The following is an 18,388-nucleotide window of genomic DNA, read 5'->3' on the forward strand; positions in this document are numbered from 1 at the left end:
CCGGGACGTTTACGCGAGAGCCTACCGCATGATGGGCAGGTGCTTGTTGGTCCCCCCGCTCCGATCGATGCGGAGGCCGCCCCCGCTCGCGAGGTTGTGGGCGCTGATCTGGCCGGCCAGCCGCTCCGCCACATCCACGAACGCGCGCGCGATCGGGCTGCTCGGGGCAGCCTGAACGACCGGCGTGCCGGCGTCGCCCCACTCCCGGATGGCCGGATCCATCGGGATCTGGCCGAGCAGCGGCGCCTCGGCGAACTCGGCGATCTTCTGCCCGCCGCCGGCCCCGAAGAGCTCGTGCCGCTTGCTGCACCCGTCGCACACGAAGTAGCTCTCGTTCTCGACCACGCCGAGCAGGGCGATCCCGACTTTTTGGGCCATCGAGACCGATTTGTACACGTCCTGGAGGGCCACCTCCTGCGGCGTGGTCACCACGATCGCGCCCGTGGTCCTCATCTTCTGGGAGATCGTCAGCGCGATGTCGCCGGTACCGGGCGGAAGATCCAGCACGAGGTAGTCGAGCTCACCCCATTCCACGTCGCGCATGAACTGGATCAGGGCGTTCTGGAGCATCGGCCCGCGCCAGACGACCGCCGATTTCGGATCTTCCAGCAGGAAGCCGATTGACATGAGCTTCACGCCGAAGCGCTCGAGCGGCAGGAACTTCTGCCCGTCGGCCGACGTCGGGCGGCCCATCACGCCGAGCATGGTCGGGACGCTCGGCCCGTACATGTCCGCGTCGAGCAGGCCGACCTTGGCCCCCTCGCGGCTGAGCGCCAGGGTGAGGTTCGCGGCGACCGTGCTCTTGCCGACGCCGCCCTTGCCGCTCATCACGAGGATGATGTTCCGCACGCCCGGGGACGGGTCGTCCTGAAGGATGGTGCGCGCGGGGATGCCGACGTCCCACGAGATCCGGACGCCCTTCGCGCCGGCGCCCTTCAGGGCCGCCTCGATGTCCGCCGCGAGCCGCTGCTTGAAGTAGCTGGTCAGCTCGACGGTGAGCGAGACGGCCTCGCCCTCGACCGAGAGTTCCCGGACGCGACCGAGGTCGGTGATGGGGCGCTGGAGGTCCGGCGCGATGACCTTTGCCAGCGCGGCGAGCGCGGCGTCCTTCGTGATGGGCATGGGGCGAAGGAGTTAGGACTGCTCGGGATTCCCGTCAACCGGCGAGCGCGGCGTCTCCGCGAGCGCTCGCTCTGGCCTAGCCGGGCGCGCGCGACACCGGCCGTTCCTGCGCCCGGTCGGCGCCGTTACCAGCAGGTGGCGACCTTGGAATCGGGGTCGCCGGGATCGAGCCGGCGCGACGGCAGGTAGCACCGCGAGTCCACGCAGTCCCCGCTCGAGTTCTGCTCGACGCACACGCACTCGCCGACGAGCCCGCTGGGCGACTTCGGGCAGACCTCAGCCGCGTTCTCCGCGGTGCACCGGATGGGGAGCGCCGCGTCCAGGCACGCCCGCTCGCCGCGCAGCGTGGTGGTGCACTCCATCGTGGAGTCCGCGTCGCCGCAGTCGGTGTCGTTGCGGCATGGCTCGCAGAAGTTGCCCTTGCCGGTGCAGGCGCCGAACCGCGGGATGCACGCGCCGTCGTCGCACCGGTAGTCCAGGTCGCAGTCGGAGTCCTCGCTGCAGGACCTGGCGCACCGGCGCTCGCCGTCGATCGCGACGCAGCGCTGCTCTGCGGCGAACGAGCAGTCGAAATCGGTGCTGCACGGCGCGCACTGGGTGCGCTTGACGCAGGTGCTGCGCAGCAGGCACACCGGGCCCTCGACATAGGTGTTGCCGTCCCCGAACGTGGACGGGTCGATGCACTCCTCGTCGGTCTCACCGCAGAAGCCGTCATCCCCCTTGTCCGTGCCGCAGATCGCGTGAGGATCGCGGGACACGGCGCACTCGAAGCCGCCGGGGCAGTCCGCATCGCCCATGCAGTGCGGCATCGTGCAGTAGGCCTCGGCGTCGCCCTGTCCCTTGCCGAGGCACTCCAGGCCGAGCGAGGTGCACTGGTCGGGAGAGCAGGCCGGGACGACGCAGGGGCTGCCGTCGCTGCACTTGCCGGCGGAGCAGGCGGGGTCGTCGCCGCACCGCTCCGTGTCGCGCTGGCACTCGCCAGGGTTCCCGTTGCATTGGGTCGGGTTGCACGGCGTCTCGTCGGGGCAGCGCCCGAACTGGCCGCACTCGGTGCCGAATGGACACGGGGCACCGAAGCCCACCATCTTCTCCTTCTGCATGCAGACCAGGATCTCGGCCTTCGTGTCGTCCTCCTCGGCCGGCGCACAGTCCTGGATGCCTGGAATACATTCGCGGTGGCTGCTGCACCTGAGCACGCAGCGGTTGCCGACGCAGGTGTTGCCCTCCAGGCAGAGCTCTGGCTTGCATTTGCCCTCGCAGACGCCGTCGACGATGACCCCCCCGAAGCATTTGTCCTGCGGCGCGCCCGACGAGCATGCGCCGCTCGCGATGGCCGCCCCGCTCGCCAGGCAGCACAGCATCAGGAAGGCGTGGATTCTGCGGAGACGGGGCCGACGGGCGCTGTGAGAAGCGACAACCTGCTGCATAGGACCTCAGCGCGGGAAACACCCGCGGATCGGGGCAGGCACGGCGGGCCTGGCCGGAGATTGCGGAAACGCGCTCCCGAGCGAAGCGGCGACGCCAAGGTTGCCCTTGACGCCCCCCGTGCCGCCCAGAAGAATGAGCACTCCTACACCATACTTCAGGCGGTGGCATCATGCGAATCGACGCGGTTCTCGGTGGGATGGGCCTTTTCGTCGTGGCGGCTCTAGGGCTCGTCGGCTGCGCAGAAGAGGATCCCATTCCTGCTCCTCCTTTTCCCGAGGGGACGGGTCAAGCTGCGAACGCTCGATATCCGACTGGGCCGTATGGGGTGAGCCTCCACCGGGTGATCGCGAACTATCAGTTCGTCGGGTACGCCAACGCCGCCGAACACAACGACACGATGCAGCCGATTCAGCTCGCCGATTTCTACAACCCGACCGGGACGGAGGTCTTTCCGGAAGGCTCGCTTTACGGCGCGGGAGAGCCGAAGCCGAAGGTGCTGCTGATCGACGTCTCGTCCGTATGGTGCGGCCCCTGCAAAATCGAGGCAGAGTCCATCCTGCCCGAGCTCTACAAGAAGTATCAACCCCAGGGCGGTGAGTTCCTTGTTCAGCTCGCAGACGGAAGGACCCCAGGCGAGGCGGCGGTCCCGAACGACCTGTACCGCTGGACGACGCGGTACGACGTGCAGTACCCGTCCGCGATCGACCCTTCGTACAAGCTCGGCGCGCTTTTCCAGGCCGACGCGTTCCCGGCGAACATGATCGTCAGGACGCAGGACATGACGATCATGGAGATCGTCGCTGGCGTGCCCGAGGAGGACAGCAATTTCTGGCGAACCTTTGAGAAGATCATGAACGGCGAGCTCTGAACGAGCTTCGCCGTGGGCGCGTCGTCGAACCACCGGTCGGCGCGCGCGTGTAGGGAGAATCTGCCAGGGCGCCGCAGAGGGCGCCCGCGACGTTGAGCCCTCATGCCGATCGGCCGCTCAGGCCGACCCCTTCGCGACGGAAACCCAATGAACCGAAAAACCCGCTGCGCGCTCTCGCTGGCGTTGATTGTCCTCGGCCTCGCTGCCGCCTCGTGCGGAGCGGCCTCCGGCGGCTCATCGGCGAGCCGGGCGCCGGATTTCTCGCTCCCCGCCCTCGACGGCAAGACGGTCAGGCTCTCGGACTATGCCGGCAAGAGCGTGGTGTTGATCGATTTCTGGTCGACCACCTGCGATCCGTGCCTGGCGGAGATGCCCCACCTCGTCGATCTCTACAAGAAGCACAGGGACAAGGGGTTCGTCGTGCTCGCCGTGTCGCTCGACGGACCGGAGTCGAGGGCGCAGGTGAGCAGCACGGTCCACGACAGGGAGATGATCTTCCCTGTGCTGCTCGACGAGGAGACGACCGTGGCCGCCAAGTACAATCCGAAGCGCGAGCTTCCGTTCTCCGTGCTCATCGGCCGAGACGGCTCGATTCTTCACAAGCGCGGCGGGTACCAGCCCGGCGACGAGGCAGCGCTCACCGAGCAGGTCGAGAAGGCGCTTGGCCAGTAGCGCCGGGGCGCCCGGCTGCGCGTGCTCTCGGCTCGATCTGCGGCTCGCTGGCTCCACGGCGCCGAGGTCCGTGGTAGAGATCGGGCGGTGCGCAGCCCGCTCCGCCTCGTCCGTTCCTGCCTGACAGCGACGTTCGTCCTCGCGGCCTCTCCTGCGGCGGCGGTCGATCTCCCGAACGTCGGCGGCGAACCGCTCTCGCTCGATGTCGTGAACACCGCGGCCGCCAGCTACCACTTCAACAATCGCAACGACGATCGGCGCTATCCCTCGCGCTATCTCGACGACAACTACGGAGAGTTCGTCGATCGGGTCGACGCTCAGCTCAACTGGTGGCGCCTCCAGCTCGGGACGCGGCTCAACGCCTCTTTCTACCTGGCAAGGCCCTCGGCGACCAGCTTCGAGCTGCAACAGAAGGTCCTGAACGACGAGGTCTCGTTCGATCTGAACGACGCCACGCGGGAGGTTCACTCCCGCTATTTGACGACCGTCTATCCAGCGAAGCTCTGGCTCACCTATACGCAGCCAGGCATCGAGGCAACAGCAGGCGACTTTTACGCCCAGCTCGGACGTGGCCTCGTTTTCAGCGTGCGGAAAATGGACGAGCTCGCCATCGACACCACCCTGAGGGGCGGCAGGCTCGTGCTCGACAAGGATTTCCAGCTATTCAGGCTCGAGGCCACCGCCTTCGCGGGGCAGATGAACCCGCTGCGCGTCGATGACGCGAGCGGCAGGCGGCTCCATGGCGACGGGTCGCCGCTCTTCTTCGGCTTCCCTGGTGCCGACGACCTTGTCACGCGCGAGACGACCGTGGATGCGCAGGGAAACCCTCGCACCCGCGATGTCACCGAAGGGGCACGGCCGAACTACCTTGAGGACACCGTGCTCGGCGGACGCCTGGAGGCGAGCCTGAAGGGCGTGGAGCTCGCCGCAAACGGCGCGCTGCTGCTGCGCAAGACATACACCGAAGAGTTCAACCGATGCCTGGACGAGGGCGGCGCAGATCCTCAGGTCGCGCTGCGCCTGTGCGGCGGGAAATTCCCGGAGTTCAATGTCGTCAGCGCCTCCCCTGCGCGTCAGCACAACACGATCCGCACCTTCAGCGGCTCGGTGAGCATTCCGTCCATCGCGGAGCGCGGGGACGTCTACGTCGAGGTTGCAGGTCAACAGCTCCGTGGCGGGCATCTCGACCGGGATGACGTGCCGGCAAAGGACGTGTCCGGCTATGCCGTCTATCTGGCGGCGAACGGTCGCGGCGGTCCGCTCGCCGTCGCCGTCGAAGGGAAGCACTACCGGCGATTCTTCCCGCTCTCGGCCAACATCGACGTCTCTTCGCTGTCGAACCCGGGGTTCAATGCGCCGGAGTTCGAGGGTGTGGCGTACAACCAGCCTCCGACGGCGGAGCCCATCTACGTCGAGCCGATCGGAGCGCCCAACGTCTGCGTGACCGGCGGGCGCGGGCGCGTCGACTACCGCTTCACCCGGAGCGCGGCCATCTATGCCTGGCTCGGTCGCTACGTGAGCTTCTCCGAGCGCCAGGCGAACTATGATTGCAAGACGGACGACGCGAACAGGACCGACACCTGGGATACTGCAGTAGGCACCGAGATCGATTTCGACGGCAGCCGCTCGCACGTGCGCGCGTGGGCTGGAGTCCGGCAATCCGATGAGGCCGACACTGGCCACGTCTTCTACAGCGAGGGCTACGTCCGCTACGACGTCGTGAAGCACCTCGCCGGCGCGTTCTCGATCCAGGCGCAAGGCAACAGCCGTCGCCGTTACAGGCCAGAGAACTTCGAATCTTCCTGGGTCGAAGGGGACAACTACCTCGCGCTCCAGTGGTCACCCCACCTCGCGGCGATGTTCGGCTACGAGTACACCTCACAGCCTGGGTGTGAACCTGGCAAGGAAACCGAGCTCTGCCATTTCTTCAACGGGGGGCTGCAGTGGAAGGCCGGGTCGAGGAGAACGACGTTCGACCGGGTCGTCGACACCGTGCAGCTCTTCGTTGGCCAGCGGCGCGGGGGCCTGCGTTGCGTTTCGGGCGTGTGCCGGTTCTTTCCACCGTTCGAGGGGGCGCGGCTCGAGCTCGTCTCCAGGTTCTGAGCGACCAGACCACCTCGAGCGCCCTACCGGCAACGCTCAGAACGCCGCGAGGATCTCGCAGGCCACCGAGGTCCTGACCTGGGGCTCGGCGTCGGCGAGGAGCGGTGCGGCGCGCGGGATCTCGCCGAGCGCGACCAAGCCCGACCCCGCCGCCTCGCGCACCGGGATCTCGCGCGATCGGACATCGCGCTCCAGCAGCGGCACGACCGCGCGGATGCCTGCACGTGCGAGGACTCCTCGCGCGAGCACCGCGCGCGTCGACGTCCCCGCGGCGAGCTTCATCAGCCAAGCGACCGCCGCGGAGCGCTCGCGCGCCGTGACGTCCTGCGGCGCGGCGTCGACGTAGCGGCTGTGGACGGTAAAGACCACGGCCTCATCCGGATCGCCCTGCGCCTCGATGAGCGCAGATCGCACCGCCGCGTCCGGGAGCGGCGCGGAGAGGATGGCGTAGACGCGATCCCGGCTCTGGCTGGAGCGGATGGAGCCGATGAGGACGGAGACCGCTTCGCCGGCGCCCTCGCCTCCCGCGCGGACCAGCGCGCGCGCGGCGGCGATCGCGGGCGCGCCGCGCTGGGTGGAGATCGCCCAGAGCAGCTGCGCGCGCCCGCCGCCGCCCAGCGCGCGCGGCGTCGCCCACGCTTCGGCGATCGCCTCGCGCCCAGGCTCATCCGAGAGGGTCCAGATATCGCGCAGCGCCAGCACGACCTCCTGACCGCCGAGCGCCCCGGCGGCGCGGATCGCCAGCGTCCGCGCGAGCGGGTAAGGATCGAGTCGCGCCGCCTCGATCAGCGCTTCCCGATCGCTCGGGTCCGCTGCCGCGGCGGCGGCGCGAAGCGCCGAGACGCGGACCTCCTGATCTCCGTCGAGCATCCGCGCGCGGCGCACCGCGCCGTCCTCGCCTGTGATGAGCGCCCGCGTCTCGAGCGCGCGGAGCGCGGTGTCCTTGCCGGGGTACCGCCCCGCCGCCGCGTCGCTTGCGTAGCGCTTCACGCTCTCCGGGTCGCTGAGCCCTGCCTCGAGGAGGATCATCGCCGCGGCGGTCGCGATCGCGTCTGAGCCCGCGGCACGCTCGGCGAGCGCGTCCTCCAGCGCGCGCGCGCACGTCCGGAGCTCGCGCAGCCGCTCGGCCCCCGATGGCGGCGTCGCCCGCGCGATCTCTCCCTGCGCGACCGCGCGGGCGATCGCTCGTGCGTCGTCGCTGTCCAGCGTGCCGCGACGAAGCTCGTCGCTCAACGTGCGGCGCAGCTCGTCGAACCTGCCCGCCTCGGCTGCGCGTAGAGAGGCCGAGCTCGCGCAGCCGGTGACGGCGGAGAGCGAGAGGAGGCCGGCGAGGATCGACCCGGAGAGCACGCGGCGCATGACGCGCCTCTTACCGCGCCGAAGTTCGCGTTCGAAGCCCCTTCGGCTCGACCACCCAGGGAATCCGTTCTATACGGCGGTCACGTTCCGGCACCATGCGTATCGACGTCATCGTCAACACCACGGCGCGCCGGTACCGGGCGAGGCCGTCGCTCATCGACCGCATGGCGGCCGCGTGCGCTGGCGCGGCGGAGCTCCACCCGACCTCGAACGTCGCCGAGCTCGCGGAGGTCTGCGAGCGGCTCGCCCGGCGAGGCACGGATCTCGTCGCGCTCTCGGGCGGCGACGGCAGCTTCATGGCCGGCGTCACGGCCCTCGCGCGCGCCTTCGGCGAGCGCTCGCTGCCGCCTCTTGTCCTGCTGCCAGGCGGCACCGTGGCGACCGTCGCGCGGAACTGGGGCATGACCGGCGATCCGGCTGTTCTCCTCGCGCGGACGGTCAGCCAGGTTCGCGGCCTCCCGAGCGGCGCGGCCATCCATGGCGCCGTCCGCCGGCCCACCCTGCGCGTGCGCGCGACGACCCAGAGCGGTGTCGAGGAGCGCATCGGCTTCATCTTCGGCACCGGGCTCGTGGCCAGCTTCTTCGATGTCTACTACGAGCGCGGAGGCGACGGCTACGGCGCCGCTGCGCGCATCGTGGCGCGGGTGTTCATCGAGTCCTTGTACGGCGGCGCCTACGCGCGCCGCGTCCTCGACCCGCTGCCCTGCACGATCGACGTGGAGGGGCGGCAGCTCTCCCCACGCGCCTGGTCGCTCATCTGCTCGTCTGCAGTGCGTGACCTCGGGATCCACATGCTGGTCACCTACCGGGCAGGGGAGGATCTCGATCGCCCTCACCTCGTCGCCAGCGCCCTGCCCCCTCGAGAGCTCGGGCCGCGCGCTCCGCTCGTCCTCGCGGGCCGCCGGATCGGCGGCAGGGACCACTTCGACGACCTCGTCCAAGACTTCACGGTCCGGTTCGGCGCCGAGGCCAGCGCGACCTCGCTCAGCGACGGCCCCTACATCCTCGACGGCGATCCCCTCCGGGCGAGCGAGATCCGGGTCTCCGCCGGGCCAGCCATCGACGTCCTCTCCCTGCGCCCCTGAGATCGCGCGCTCGCCGACGCCCTGCGCCGCTCCGTCGGCGAGCCGGCGGCTGCATCGCATGACGGAATCATGACCGGCGTCGTGAGCCCCAGTGACGGGCGTGCTCGATGCTCCATCCACCTTGGAACCCATGACGCAAGCGCCTGCATCGAGCCCTACACGAGTCGTCGTACCGAAACCTGGCCCCAGCCTCGGCCAGATCTTCAACGTGCTGGGGATCGCTGCGATCCACGTGGGCACCGTGGTCGCCATCGTCCGAGGTGCCACGTGGAAGCTCGCGGCGCTCGCCGCGGCCACGTACCTCGTCCGGATGTTCGCGATCACGGCGGTCTACCACCGGTACTTCTCGCACCGTAGCTACAAGACGAGCCGCGGGCTGCAATTCCTGCTCGCGCTGCTCGGCACCACGGCGACCCAGAAGGGCCCGCTGTGGTGGGGGGGGACGCACCGCGTCCACCACAAATACTCGGACACCGAGCGCGACGTCCACAGCCCGCTCCGCAGGGGGTTCTGGTACGCGCACATGGGTTGGTGGCTCGGCCGCGAGCACGAGGAGCTCGACCTGAAGCGCATCCCCGACTTCGCAGGTTTCCCTGAGCTCCGCTGGCTGGAGCGCTACCACGTGGTCGGGCCGCTCGGCATGATGGCGCTGCTCTTCGCGGTGGGCGGCTACGACGCGTTCCTGTGGGGCTATGTCGTGTCGACGTGCGCGCTCATGCACGGCACGTTCACGATCAACTCCCTCGCGCACGTGTTTGGCTCGCGGCGCTACGCAACGACCGACACGAGCCGCAACAACTTCTGGCTCGCGCTGATCACCCTCGGCGAGGGCTGGCACAACAACCACCACCACTACATGAGCAGCGCGAACCAGGGCTTCTTCTGGTGGGAGATCGACGTCAGCTTCTACATCCTGCGCGCGATGGAGAAGCTCGGCCTGATCTGGGAGCTCAGGACCGCGCCGGCGCACGTGCTGCAGCGGAACCTGATCAAGGAGGTCGGCGAGCGTTCGCCGCTCCTCGCCCCTCAGGCCACGAACACCGAGCCCCTTGACGCCCCGCCGCTAGGCCGGCCGAGCCTCGGCGACGTCTGATCGCGCGCAGCGTTCGTCATCGATGATCTGCGGACGGAGGCTGCAGGGCCGCCTTCGTCCGCAAGAGCTCGCGACAAAACCCTCGACAACCATCGCAGCGCCGCCCGTCTCGCCGTCGATGCGGCGGCCAGAGCCCCTCGGGAGCTCTGGCGCGGGCCGCTAGAGCGCGGGCGCATCTTCGTGCGCGACGGGCTCATCCGCGTCGTTCGGCTCGCTGCGGCGTAGTTTCGTACGCCTCACTCGCCTGCCTGGCGACTGAGCCCGTAGCGCACGAACCTGTGCACCCCGCTCTAGTTGACGGACGAGGCAGCTTGCTGGGTGTGGGCGGCGGCAGAATCGCCGGGCTTCGGCTTCTCGGCCTTGTTGCGCTCGCGTTGGCGCTCCAGACCGGCGCGCACGAAGCGCGCGAAGAGCGGGTGCGCGCTATGGGGGCGGCTCTTGAACTCGGGATGGAACTGGCAGCCCACGAAGTACGGGTGCTCGCGCAGCTCGATCATCTCGACGAGGCGCTGGTCGGGCGACGTCCCGGAGAGCACGAGCCCCTTCTGCACCATCGCCTCGCGGTACTTGTTCGACACCTCGTACCGATGCCGGTGCCGCTCGCTGATGCTCGTCTGCCCGTACGCCTCCGCGGCGATGGAGCCCTTGTCCAGCACGCACGGGTACGCGCCGAGGCGCATCGTCCCGCCCTTCTCGACGACCCCCTTCTGGTCGGGCATCAGATCGATCACCGGGTAGGCCGCGTTGCGATCGAACTCCACGGAGTTCGCTCCCGTCATGCCGCAGACGTGGCGCGCGTACTCGACGACCGCGAGCTGCATGCCGAGACAGATCCCGAAGAACGGGATCTTCTCCTCGCGCGCATAGCGGATGGCCTCGATCTTCCCCTCGGTCCCGCGATCGCCGAAGCCGCCGGGCACGAGGATGGCGTCCAGGTTCGACAGCAGCTCGGCCGCACCGCGCGCCTCGATCTGCTCGGAGTCGATGTACTCGAGCTCGACCCGCACCTCGTTGTGGAGCCCGCCGTGGACGAGCGCCTCGTGCAGCGACTTGTAGGAGTCGCGCAGGTGCACGTACTTGCCGACGACGCCGATCTTCACGATGCCGCGGGACGGCTTCTTGAATCGCTCGACGATGCGCTGCCACGGCGACAGGTCCGGCTGCCTCGCCCAGATGTTGAGCAGCTCCGTGATCTTCTCGTCGATCCCCTCGGCGTGGAGCACGAGGGGGAGCTCGTAGATGCAGTCGACATCGACGGCCGCGATCACGCAGTCGACGGCGACGTTCGAGAAGAGGGAGATCTTCTCCTTCATGCTGCGCGGGAGCGGCCGATCGCAGCGACAGAGGAGGATGTCCGGCTGAATGCCGATCTCGCGCATCTCCTTCACCGAGTGCTGGGTGGGCTTCGTCTTCAGCTCGCCCGCCGTCGCGATGAACGGCACCAGCGTGACGTGCACCGAGATCGCGTTCTGCGCGCCCGACTCCACCTTGAGCTGGCGGATCGCCTCGATGAACGGAAGCGACTCGATGTCACCCACGGTGCCGCCGACCTCGACAATCGCGACGTCAGCCCCGTCCGCAGCAGAACGGATGCGCAGCTTGATCTCGTCCGTGACGTGCGGGATCACCTGCACCGTCGCCCCGAGGTACTCGCCGCGGCGCTCCTTCGAGATGACCGCCTCGTAGACGCGGCCGGTGGTGAAGTTGTTCTGGCGGCTCATCCGGGCGAGCGTGAAGCGCTCGTAGTGCCCGAGATCGAGATCGGTCTCCGCTCCATCGTCTGTGACGAAGACCTCGCCGTGCTGGTAGGGGGACATCGTGCCGGGATCGACATTGATGTACGGGTCCAGCTTGAGGTGGGTAACCTTCAACCCACGGGACTCCATCAGCGCCCCGATCGAGGCTGCCGCCAGTCCCTTGCCGATCGACGATACGACTCCGCCTGTGACGAAGACGAATTTGGTCCGCTTGCTCATGACCCATCGCTCCGCTGCGCCGTGTGCGCGCCTGTAACCAGTCCCTCGAGCGGCGCTCCAAGGTGAGCGCCGCCAAGGGTCGGCTGTCCACGGCAAATACCTTGCCCGGCTTACAAGCCGCACGGCCCCGTCAGCAGGACCGAAGCCGGAGGAAACCCCGCGACGGGGAACCCCGCGCCGGCAACAGAACCTGACCTGCCGTACGAGCCCATCTGCAACCCGCAGGGACCCACGGCAAGCCTGCGCGACGTGATGCCGCTCTGAATCCGCCGGCATTCTAGGCCGCTCTCCCAGCGCGTCAATGCAAAGGACAATCCGATGTCCCAAGAAGGGTCGAGTCCCTCGGGATCGGACGCCGACCGCCGGCCGCAGGCGTAGGCGCGGGGGGGTTCCGCCGGCCTGAGAGCTCCGGCGGACCAGGATGGTACGCTCCGCCGGCTCCCGGCGGCCTGGTCACGCCATGAGAATCGCGCACGTGCTCCAGCTCGCGACGTCCACCCCGATCGTAGCGCTCGAACGGGACGGAGCGCTCTACGACGTCGCGGAGCTAGAGCGCCACTTCGGGACGAAGCTCGCGGACATCCGCGGCGTGTCGGACTTTCACACGCGCGTGGTGGCGCTCCGTTGCGCCGGCCTTCACGCGCTGGATGATCGGCTGCTCAGCGGAGATCGTCCCGCGTCGACGCATCTGCATCCAGCCACGATCTTGTGGCTGCCTCCCTGCGCCACCGACCGCGCGGCGTACATCCAGCTCGGCCCCTACGCGCACGGAGCCGAGCGCCCCTGGTATCGGTTCGGCAACAGCCGCGCGCTGCTTGGACATGCTGCCGAGGTCCCCTTCCCCCCGCTCGAAGACGAGCCCGACTACGAGCTGAACCTCGCGGTGGTCCTCGGCGAGGATCTGCGGCGCGCCACCCCGGAGGAGGTGGAGCGCGCGATCGCTGGCTACACCGTGCTGAACGACTGGACCGCGCGCAGCCTGGAGGCGCGGTCGCTGGTGCGCGGGCTCCCGCCGTCGGAGGCGAAGGACTTTGCAACGCAGCTCGGCCCGGTGCTCGTCACGCCCGACGAGCTCGGCTCGGTCGAGGCGCTGCGGACCCAGGTCCGCGTCGACGCCGAGACACGTTCCTGTTCGCGCGTCGGCGAGTGGACCTTCTCGCTGGCGGAATCCGTCGCGTACATCAGCAACCACATCGAGCTGCGCGCGGGCGACGTGATCGGAGCGGGCCGCGTCTTCGGTGGAAGCGCTGATCAACGCGTAACGTACGGCGCCAGCGTCGAGCTGATGATCGAGCGCATCGGACGGATGAGCGGCAAGCCCGTCTGCGGCCCCGCGCTGTTGCCATGGCGCCGCAGTTGAGCGGGCGTCGGTGCATCAGCGCGTCGTCCGCGTGGTTCTCGGTGGTTCAGAACGTACCGACGACGCCGATGCCCATGCCGGTCGCGGTGATCACCGGGGCCGGCCGCACCGTCAGCGCCGCAGGGCTCGAAGGCTGCGCCGAGCGCGCCTCCGTGGTCATGAAGATCCCTTCGCCGACGAGACCCAGACCGGCGAGCTGCGCGAGCCCACCGATGGCGGTGAGAGCCCCGCGAACGTACAGCGTCGCTCCGCAGTCCGGATCGTCCGCGGCGCAGCCGTTCTTGGCGAGCGCGAGCCATGGGCCAGCGATCGGGATCTTCAGCTCGCTCGCCCCGGGGACCTCTGGCCATGACGATGCGGCGAGGAACGCCGCGCCGTAGGCGAGCGCCGTCACGGCCACCCCGCCGACGATGACCTTCACGCGTGCCGAGGACGGTGGGTAGCGCGGAGGCGCCGCCGGCTCCTCCGCGCTGGCGGAGGCAGCGGCCAACACCAGCGCGGCGACGACGGCGATCGAGGCGCACTTCATGGCGTCTTCGTTCCGGAAGCTCCCGCGCCCGACTTCTTGGACGGCAGCTTCACGGTGTACGGGACCTCGAGCGGATCGCCCTCGAACGGCAGCACGATCTCTCCGACGAAGGCGCGCTTCACGCAAGATTCGGCGGGCGTCCCTGCGAAGGGCGGCCCGACCAGCACGTCGGTCACGCGTCCCTTCTGGCCATCGAACACGACCTTGACCTCTCCCTCGCCGGTCGGCGCGTTGGACACGACCTCGGCGCAGTTCGCCGCCTTGTCCCCTCCGCGTCGCAGCGCGATCTCCATCTGCTTCTTCTGATCGGGGTTGAGCCCGCTCCCGCTGTCCGCCGACGCGCCCGCCTCGGCGCCGGAGCTGCCCGCCTCGGCGCCGGAGCTCCCCGTCTCGGCGGGTGCGGCGCCATCAGACGGTGCCTGATCGAAGTTGTAGTCTTCTCCTGCCTGCTTGGGCTTGGCGCCGGAGCATGCTGCAGCCGCGAGGATGATGAGCGGCAAGAGCACGCGGGTCGAATGCTGCTGGGACACGGTGTCCTCCCTTCGAACAGAGCGTGAAGGAGCGTCTGCGCGCACCCTAGCAAGCTCTCCTTTCCGAGGACAACCCCGAGCGCACACGCGCGCACCGATGAGCGCTGCCGGGCTGCGACGACCGGTCGACCGGAGGAGGCATCCGCGGTGGAGGCGTTGTAGAGGCGGAGAGATCTCATGCCTCGACATCCCCGCCGTATCGTCTCCGCGGTCGCGCTCGTGCTCTCGTCGATCCTCGCCCGCCCCAGCGGCTCGCAGCCGCTCGACGGCGGCACGGGTCCCGCTGACCGCTCGACCCGCACCGCGAGGCCGACCCAGGGAGCCCCGGTCGCCCCGAGCGCGCCCCAAACGCCTCTCGCGTCGCACGAGCCTCGAAAAATCGACCCTGAGCGCGCTCGAGCGCAGGCCGAGACGCTCGTTACCGACGTGCGCCGCTTGGGGGGACGGGTCGGCGTGCTCGCCCTCGACGTCGCCAGCGGCGCGACGCTCGCGGCTTTCGATCAACGCGGCCTGTACAACCCTGCATCCAACGCGAAGCTCTTCACGGCAGCCGCCGCGCTTCGCCTGCTCGGGCCGAGCTACCGCTACCTGACCGGCCTCTACGGGGAGGCGTCGAACGGAACCGTCACCGAGCTCGTACTCCGGGGTTCGGGCGATCCCTCCCTCAAGACGCCTGATCTCTGGGAGATGGCGCGCGCCTTGAGGGCGTCCGGCGTCCGGAAGGTCGCGGCGATCGCGATCGACCAGGGCTACTTTGACGCGCGCTACGTGCCTCCGGCCTTCGAGCAGCAGCCGGAGGAGTGGGCGGCCTTTCGCGCCCCGGTCGCGGCAGCCTCGCTGAACGCGAACGCCTTGCTCTTCACGGTGCGCCCATCGAAGGCGGGGCAGGCTGCCTCCGTCGCGATCGATCCCCCAGGGTTCACGGTGCTCCAGGGCAAGGTGACAACCGCGAGGCGCGGCACACCAGAGAAGCTCGGGGTCCGGCTCGAACCGAACGGCGAGCGCCTCGTCGCGCACCTCAGCGGGCACGTCCCAGAGGGCGGCCGCGCGGTGAGCCTGGCGAGGCGCGTCGACGATCCCCGCCTGGTCGTGGCGTATGCGCTCAAGGAGATGCTGCTGGAGGTGGGCGTCGACGTCTCCGGCGAGGTACGGCTCGGCGGTGAGCGCCAGAAGCGGCTCCTCGTGGTCCACCGCTCGGCACCGCTCGGCGCGCTCCTCTCCGCCCTCGGGAAGGACAGCGACAACTTCTACGCGGAGACGATCTTCAAGACGCTCGCCGCAGAGAAGCGTGGGCGCCCCGGCACAGCCGAGGGTGCGGCGGAGGTGGTCGGCGAGACCCTCAGAGAGCTCGATGCTTTCGGGCAAGACGTCGTCTTGAAGAACGGCTCCGGCTTGTTCGACGCCGCTCGCGCATCGCCGGAGGCCATCGTCCGGCTGCTCCGCGCCGCGCTTCTCGATCCGGCGCTCGGCGCAGATTTCACCGCGCAGCTCGCGATCGGCGGTGTGGACGGCACATTGCGCAGCCGCTTCCGCGGGTGGTCGAAGGAGCGCGCGATCCGCGCCAAGACGGGAACGCTCTCCTCGGTTGTGGCCCTGTCTGGCTACATCCTCGCGCCCCCTGGTCGTTCCCCGATCGCCTTCGCCGTGCTCGCCTCCGACGTCCCAGGGAAGATCGACCCCGCACGAAAGGCCATCGACCACTTCGTCGAGTCGCTCGCCGACGAGCTCTGGCAGGACGCACGGACGCCGTGAGAGCGCGGGCTGTCTCGTGTCGACCTGCTGGGCTGCGCTGAGCTCAGGCCCCCGCTCACCTCTGCGCGCCCCCACGCAGCTGCGTGTTCCGGCGCCTCACGCAAAACGGCCGCGCAGCATCACGCCGCGCGGCCGCTTCACCGACTCGTGCTCAGCTCGTCGCTCAGTAGTCGCGCATCTGCTTGCGGATCTTCCCGAGCGCCTGCTCCTGGAGCTGACGGATGCGCTCGCGCGACAGGTTGTACTTGTCGCCGATCTCCTTGAGCGTGAGCTCGTCCTCGTCGTCGAGGCCGAAGCGCCAGCGGATGATCCGCGATTCGATCGGCGTGAGCGTGGTCAGGAGACGCCGGACCTCGTCGCTCCACTTCCTGTTCGCCAGGTGATCGAACGGCGACAGCGCGTTCTCCTCCTGGAGGAAGTCGATGAACTTGCGTCCATCCTCGTCGCCGACCGGACGATCGAGCGAGAAAGGCGTCTCCGCGTAGAAGTCCTTCACCTTGTCGAGCTTCTCGCGCGGAACGCCCGTCTCCTTCTCGAGCTCCTCGATGGTCGGCTCATGCCCGGTGCGCGCGATGATCGCCTGCGTCGCCCGCGCCACGCGGTTGTACGTATCGAGCATGTGGACCGGGATGCGGACCGCGCGGCCCTTGTCGGCCAAGGCGCGGCTGATCGCATGCCTGATCCACCACGATGCATACGTCGAGAAGCGGTAGCCACGGCTGTGGTCGAAGCGCTCTACCGCCTTCATCAGGCCGATGTTGCCTTCCTGGATCAGATCGATCAGGGGCAGGCGCCCGCGGTTGTAGCGCCGCGCGATCGACACGACGAGCCGCAGGTTGGCCTTCACGAAGCGGTTCTTCGCGTCGTGCTGCGCCTGGAAGGTTCGCTCGACCCGATCGAGGTAACGGCGGTACGAGCCAGACATCGGGAGCCTGGGCCGCGTGGGGCGCGTCTCCTCGGGATCGCTCACGTCGTCCTCGAAGTCGGGCTCGCGCACGAGATCGCGTGCGATGCTGAAGGCACGCGCCATCCAGAGGCGATCCGAGTCAGGCAGACGGACAGCCGCTGCGAGCTCCTCGGAGAGCTGGGTCCACGGCTTCTCCTGCTCGGCGAGCAGCTTTCCCTTCTGCTTCTTCGCCAGGCGAACGAGCTTCTGCATCTCCGCGATCTGCGGAGCCTTCACCTCGTCCTCACCCGCCTTGGCGACATCCTCCTCGAGCGCGGTGAGGATGTACTCGGCCGCAGGCAGGTAGGAGAGAAGAGCCACCCAGTGCTCGACCTCCGTGCGCTCGACCGCCCGCGCGGTGTCGAGCTCCTCGTCCGGCCCCATGACGGGGTGGAGCGCCATGTCGCGGAAATAGCGGGCGAGCATCGAGTCGCCGCCCCCGTCCTCAACATCCTTCAGCTCCCGATCCTGGTTCCTCGCGCGCTCGGGCTGAGGCAGCCGATCGAGCGGTCCAAGGTCCAGATCGATGAAGTCAGCCGCCCGCTCCTCATCGAGGATCTCGGCCGGCGGGCGGGGTCGCACAACCGTCTCCTCCGTCTGGTCGTCATCCAGAAGGCCGAGCGCTGCGATTTCCGGCGTGGCCGTCCCACCCTGAGCGAGCGGGTCGCCCTTCACTACAGTGGCGTTGCTCTTGGTCGACCTCATGGCGGCTCCCTCCACGGTGGTAGCTCCTTGAAAGTGCGAGCGCGGCGACTGGTTGTCCCCGAAATCTTCGACCTCGGAGACCTCCAACTCGGTGGTCTGCGATGCCCCCCGCCGGGGAGCCGATGCGGTCTCGGCCCCCTGCGAGCTCTTGGATGCCGCGAGCCGCGCAGAGGCACCTACAGCAGAGGACTTGGCGTTTCTCCGCGCAGTTTCTGGACGGCGGGCGGTCGACGTGCTCATCTTAGTCTTTGTGTCGGCGTTCACTTCTAAACGGCTGACCTTGCGAGAATGAAATGCCTCGCCACCTTTTGACGGCAGGCGAGACGATTTCGTGCCAGACAGAGGGGAGGAGCTGACCGAAGGAGCCCCTGTTGAAACTGGCAACCGCTGGTGCTTTCTTTTGATTCCGGTCGAACTCTTCTCACCTGAGGCAGGTCTGCTCTTGCAGAATGATGCTCCTGCGCCAGTCCCCGGCAGCAGCCCAGCTCCAGAAGCAAAAACAGTGCCTTTTTTAGCGTGCGTTCCCGCTTCTCCCGTTTGAGAGCTCGGCCTGGGTGCGCTATGTAGAGCGGAAGGCGCTGTCCATGTCCTGTCGAGCGAGACGTTTCGCTGCGACCGAGCCGAACTGCATGGCTGGGTGCGCTTTCGGGGACGCAACAACATCGGCAACCTGTTCTCCTTGGGGACACCTCGAGCTCGCCAGCGTTCCGCGGTTCAGTGGGTCCGCCCTCGCAGCACAGGCAAGGGAATTTCGCTGTTTTTTCCAGCGTGTAGGAGCCCGTACCTGGCCGCTGAGACCGTCCTCTCAGTGAGCTTCGATGTTTCCTGAACCTGGGCCTCCCGATGGCAATGTCGAGCCC

At 68.5% G+C, this 18,388-nt stretch carries 14 protein-coding genes; 7 read left to right on the forward strand and 7 right to left on the reverse strand.

Features of this window, described 5'->3' with window-relative positions; genetic code table 11:
• Positions 1–21 precede the first annotated feature (21 nt).
• On the reverse strand, positions 22–1,122 hold the full coding sequence (locus tag WME79_RS39580) for a P-loop NTPase (RefSeq protein WP_437525716.1): 1,101 nt from the start codon (positions 1,120–1,122) through the stop codon (positions 22–24).
• A gap of 125 nt (positions 1,123–1,247) precedes the next feature.
• Positions 1,248–2,483 (reverse strand): hypothetical protein, encoded by a 1,236-nt coding sequence (locus WME79_RS39585; protein WP_437525717.1) that lies wholly within the window; start codon positions 2,481–2,483, stop codon positions 1,248–1,250.
• 407 nt (positions 2,484–2,890) lie between these two features.
• On the opposite strand from WME79_RS39585, the gene WME79_RS39590 reads away from it, so the two are divergent.
• The 3 genes from WME79_RS39590 to WME79_RS39600 all read left to right on the forward strand — a co-directional run bounded on the left by WME79_RS39590 (position 2,891) and on the right by WME79_RS39600 (position 6,193).
• A complete protein-coding gene (locus WME79_RS39590) occupies positions 2,891–3,418 on the forward strand; it encodes a TlpA disulfide reductase family protein (RefSeq protein WP_437525719.1) in 528 nt (175 codons plus the stop codon).
• A 147-nt stretch (positions 3,419–3,565) separates the two neighbouring features.
• Positions 3,566–4,090 (forward strand): peroxiredoxin family protein, encoded by a 525-nt coding sequence (locus WME79_RS39595; RefSeq protein WP_437525721.1) that lies wholly within the window; start codon positions 3,566–3,568, stop codon positions 4,088–4,090.
• An 87-nt stretch (positions 4,091–4,177) separates the two neighbouring features.
• Positions 4,178–6,193 (forward strand): DUF6029 family protein, encoded by a 2,016-nt coding sequence (locus WME79_RS39600; RefSeq protein ID WP_437525723.1) that lies wholly within the window; start codon positions 4,178–4,180, stop codon positions 6,191–6,193.
• Between the two features lie 36 nt (positions 6,194–6,229).
• Here the strand turns inward: WME79_RS39600 and WME79_RS39605 are convergent, their stop codons facing one another.
• Positions 6,230–7,552 (reverse strand): hypothetical protein, encoded by a 1,323-nt coding sequence (locus WME79_RS39605; protein ID WP_437525724.1) that lies wholly within the window; start codon positions 7,550–7,552, stop codon positions 6,230–6,232.
• A 95-nt stretch (positions 7,553–7,647) separates the two neighbouring features.
• Between WME79_RS39605 and WME79_RS39610 the strand changes: the two genes are divergently transcribed.
• Both WME79_RS39610 and WME79_RS39615 read left to right on the forward strand, forming a co-directional pair.
• Positions 7,648–8,637: a diacylglycerol/lipid kinase family protein gene (locus WME79_RS39610; protein ID WP_437525726.1), complete on the forward strand. Its 990-nt coding sequence runs from the start codon at positions 7,648–7,650 to the stop codon at positions 8,635–8,637.
• Positions 8,638–8,767: 130 nt separating this feature from the next.
• Positions 8,768–9,730, forward strand: coding sequence for an acyl-CoA desaturase (locus WME79_RS39615; RefSeq protein WP_437525728.1), 963 nt, complete (start codon positions 8,768–8,770; stop codon positions 9,728–9,730).
• Between the two features lie 290 nt (positions 9,731–10,020).
• Here WME79_RS39615 and WME79_RS39620 read toward each other — a convergent pair whose 3' ends face one another.
• Positions 10,021–11,706: a CTP synthase gene (locus WME79_RS39620; protein ID WP_437525730.1), complete on the reverse strand. Its 1,686-nt coding sequence runs from the start codon at positions 11,704–11,706 to the stop codon at positions 10,021–10,023.
• Positions 11,707–12,166: 460 nt separating this feature from the next.
• Between WME79_RS39620 and WME79_RS39625 the strand changes: the two genes are divergently transcribed.
• On the forward strand, positions 12,167–13,066 hold the full coding sequence (locus WME79_RS39625) for a fumarylacetoacetate hydrolase family protein (protein WP_437525732.1): 900 nt from the start codon (positions 12,167–12,169) through the stop codon (positions 13,064–13,066).
• A 46-nt stretch (positions 13,067–13,112) separates the two neighbouring features.
• Here the strand turns inward: WME79_RS39625 and WME79_RS39630 are convergent, their stop codons facing one another.
• Both WME79_RS39630 and WME79_RS39635 read right to left on the reverse strand, forming a co-directional pair.
• On the reverse strand, positions 13,113–13,595 hold the full coding sequence (locus WME79_RS39630) for a hypothetical protein (RefSeq protein ID WP_437525734.1): 483 nt from the start codon (positions 13,593–13,595) through the stop codon (positions 13,113–13,115).
• Positions 13,592–14,125 carry a hypothetical protein gene (locus WME79_RS39635; protein WP_437525736.1) on the reverse strand — a complete coding sequence of 178 codons (534 nt, stop codon included), beginning with the start codon at positions 14,123–14,125 and terminating at the stop codon, positions 13,592–13,594. Before WME79_RS39635 ends, WME79_RS39630 begins: the two co-directional genes overlap by 4 nt.
• A gap of 177 nt (positions 14,126–14,302) precedes the next feature.
• Here WME79_RS39635 and dacB point away from each other — a divergent pair, with 177 nt between their 5' ends.
• On the forward strand, positions 14,303–15,877 hold the full coding sequence (gene dacB / locus WME79_RS39640; protein WP_437525738.1) for a D-alanyl-D-alanine carboxypeptidase/D-alanyl-D-alanine endopeptidase: 1,575 nt from the start codon (positions 14,303–14,305) through the stop codon (positions 15,875–15,877).
• Positions 15,878–16,040: 163 nt separating this feature from the next.
• Here the strand turns inward: dacB and WME79_RS39645 are convergent, their stop codons facing one another.
• Complete coding sequence (locus WME79_RS39645; RefSeq protein ID WP_437525740.1) at positions 16,041–17,792, reverse strand: sigma-70 family RNA polymerase sigma factor; 1,752 nt, start codon at positions 17,790–17,792, stop codon at positions 16,041–16,043.
• Positions 17,793–18,388: the final 596 nt, after the last annotated feature.

Origin of the sequence: Sorangium sp. So ce726, from assembly GCF_051521405.1 — a bacterium.
GTDB lineage: Bacteria > Myxococcota_A > Polyangia > Polyangiales > Polyangiaceae > Sorangium.

Coding starts and splice junctions, on each gene's coding strand:
- WME79_RS39610 (WP_437525726.1), top strand. CDS start 7,648: ATGCGTATCGACGTCATCGTCAACACCACGGCGCGCCGGTACCGGGCG.
- WME79_RS39615 (WP_437525728.1), top strand. CDS start 8,768: ATGACGCAAGCGCCTGCATCGAGCCCTACACGAGTCGTCGTACCGAAA.
- WME79_RS39585 (WP_437525717.1), bottom strand. CDS start 2,483: ATGCTGTGCTGCCTGGCGAGCGGGGCGGCCATCGCGAGCGGCGCATGC.
- WME79_RS39620 (WP_437525730.1), bottom strand. CDS start 11,706: ATGAGCAAGCGGACCAAATTCGTCTTCGTCACAGGCGGAGTCGTATCG.
- WME79_RS39625 (WP_437525732.1), top strand. CDS start 12,167: ATGAGAATCGCGCACGTGCTCCAGCTCGCGACGTCCACCCCGATCGTA.
- WME79_RS39595 (WP_437525721.1), top strand. CDS start 3,566: ATGAACCGAAAAACCCGCTGCGCGCTCTCGCTGGCGTTGATTGTCCTC.
- dacB (WP_437525738.1), top strand. CDS start 14,303: ATGCCTCGACATCCCCGCCGTATCGTCTCCGCGGTCGCGCTCGTGCTC.
- WME79_RS39605 (WP_437525724.1), bottom strand. CDS start 7,552: ATGCGCCGCGTGCTCTCCGGGTCGATCCTCGCCGGCCTCCTCTCGCTC.
- WME79_RS39630 (WP_437525734.1), bottom strand. CDS start 13,595: ATGAAGTGCGCCTCGATCGCCGTCGTCGCCGCGCTGGTGTTGGCCGCT.
- WME79_RS39580 (WP_437525716.1), bottom strand. CDS start 1,122: ATGCCCATCACGAAGGACGCCGCGCTCGCCGCGCTGGCAAAGGTCATC.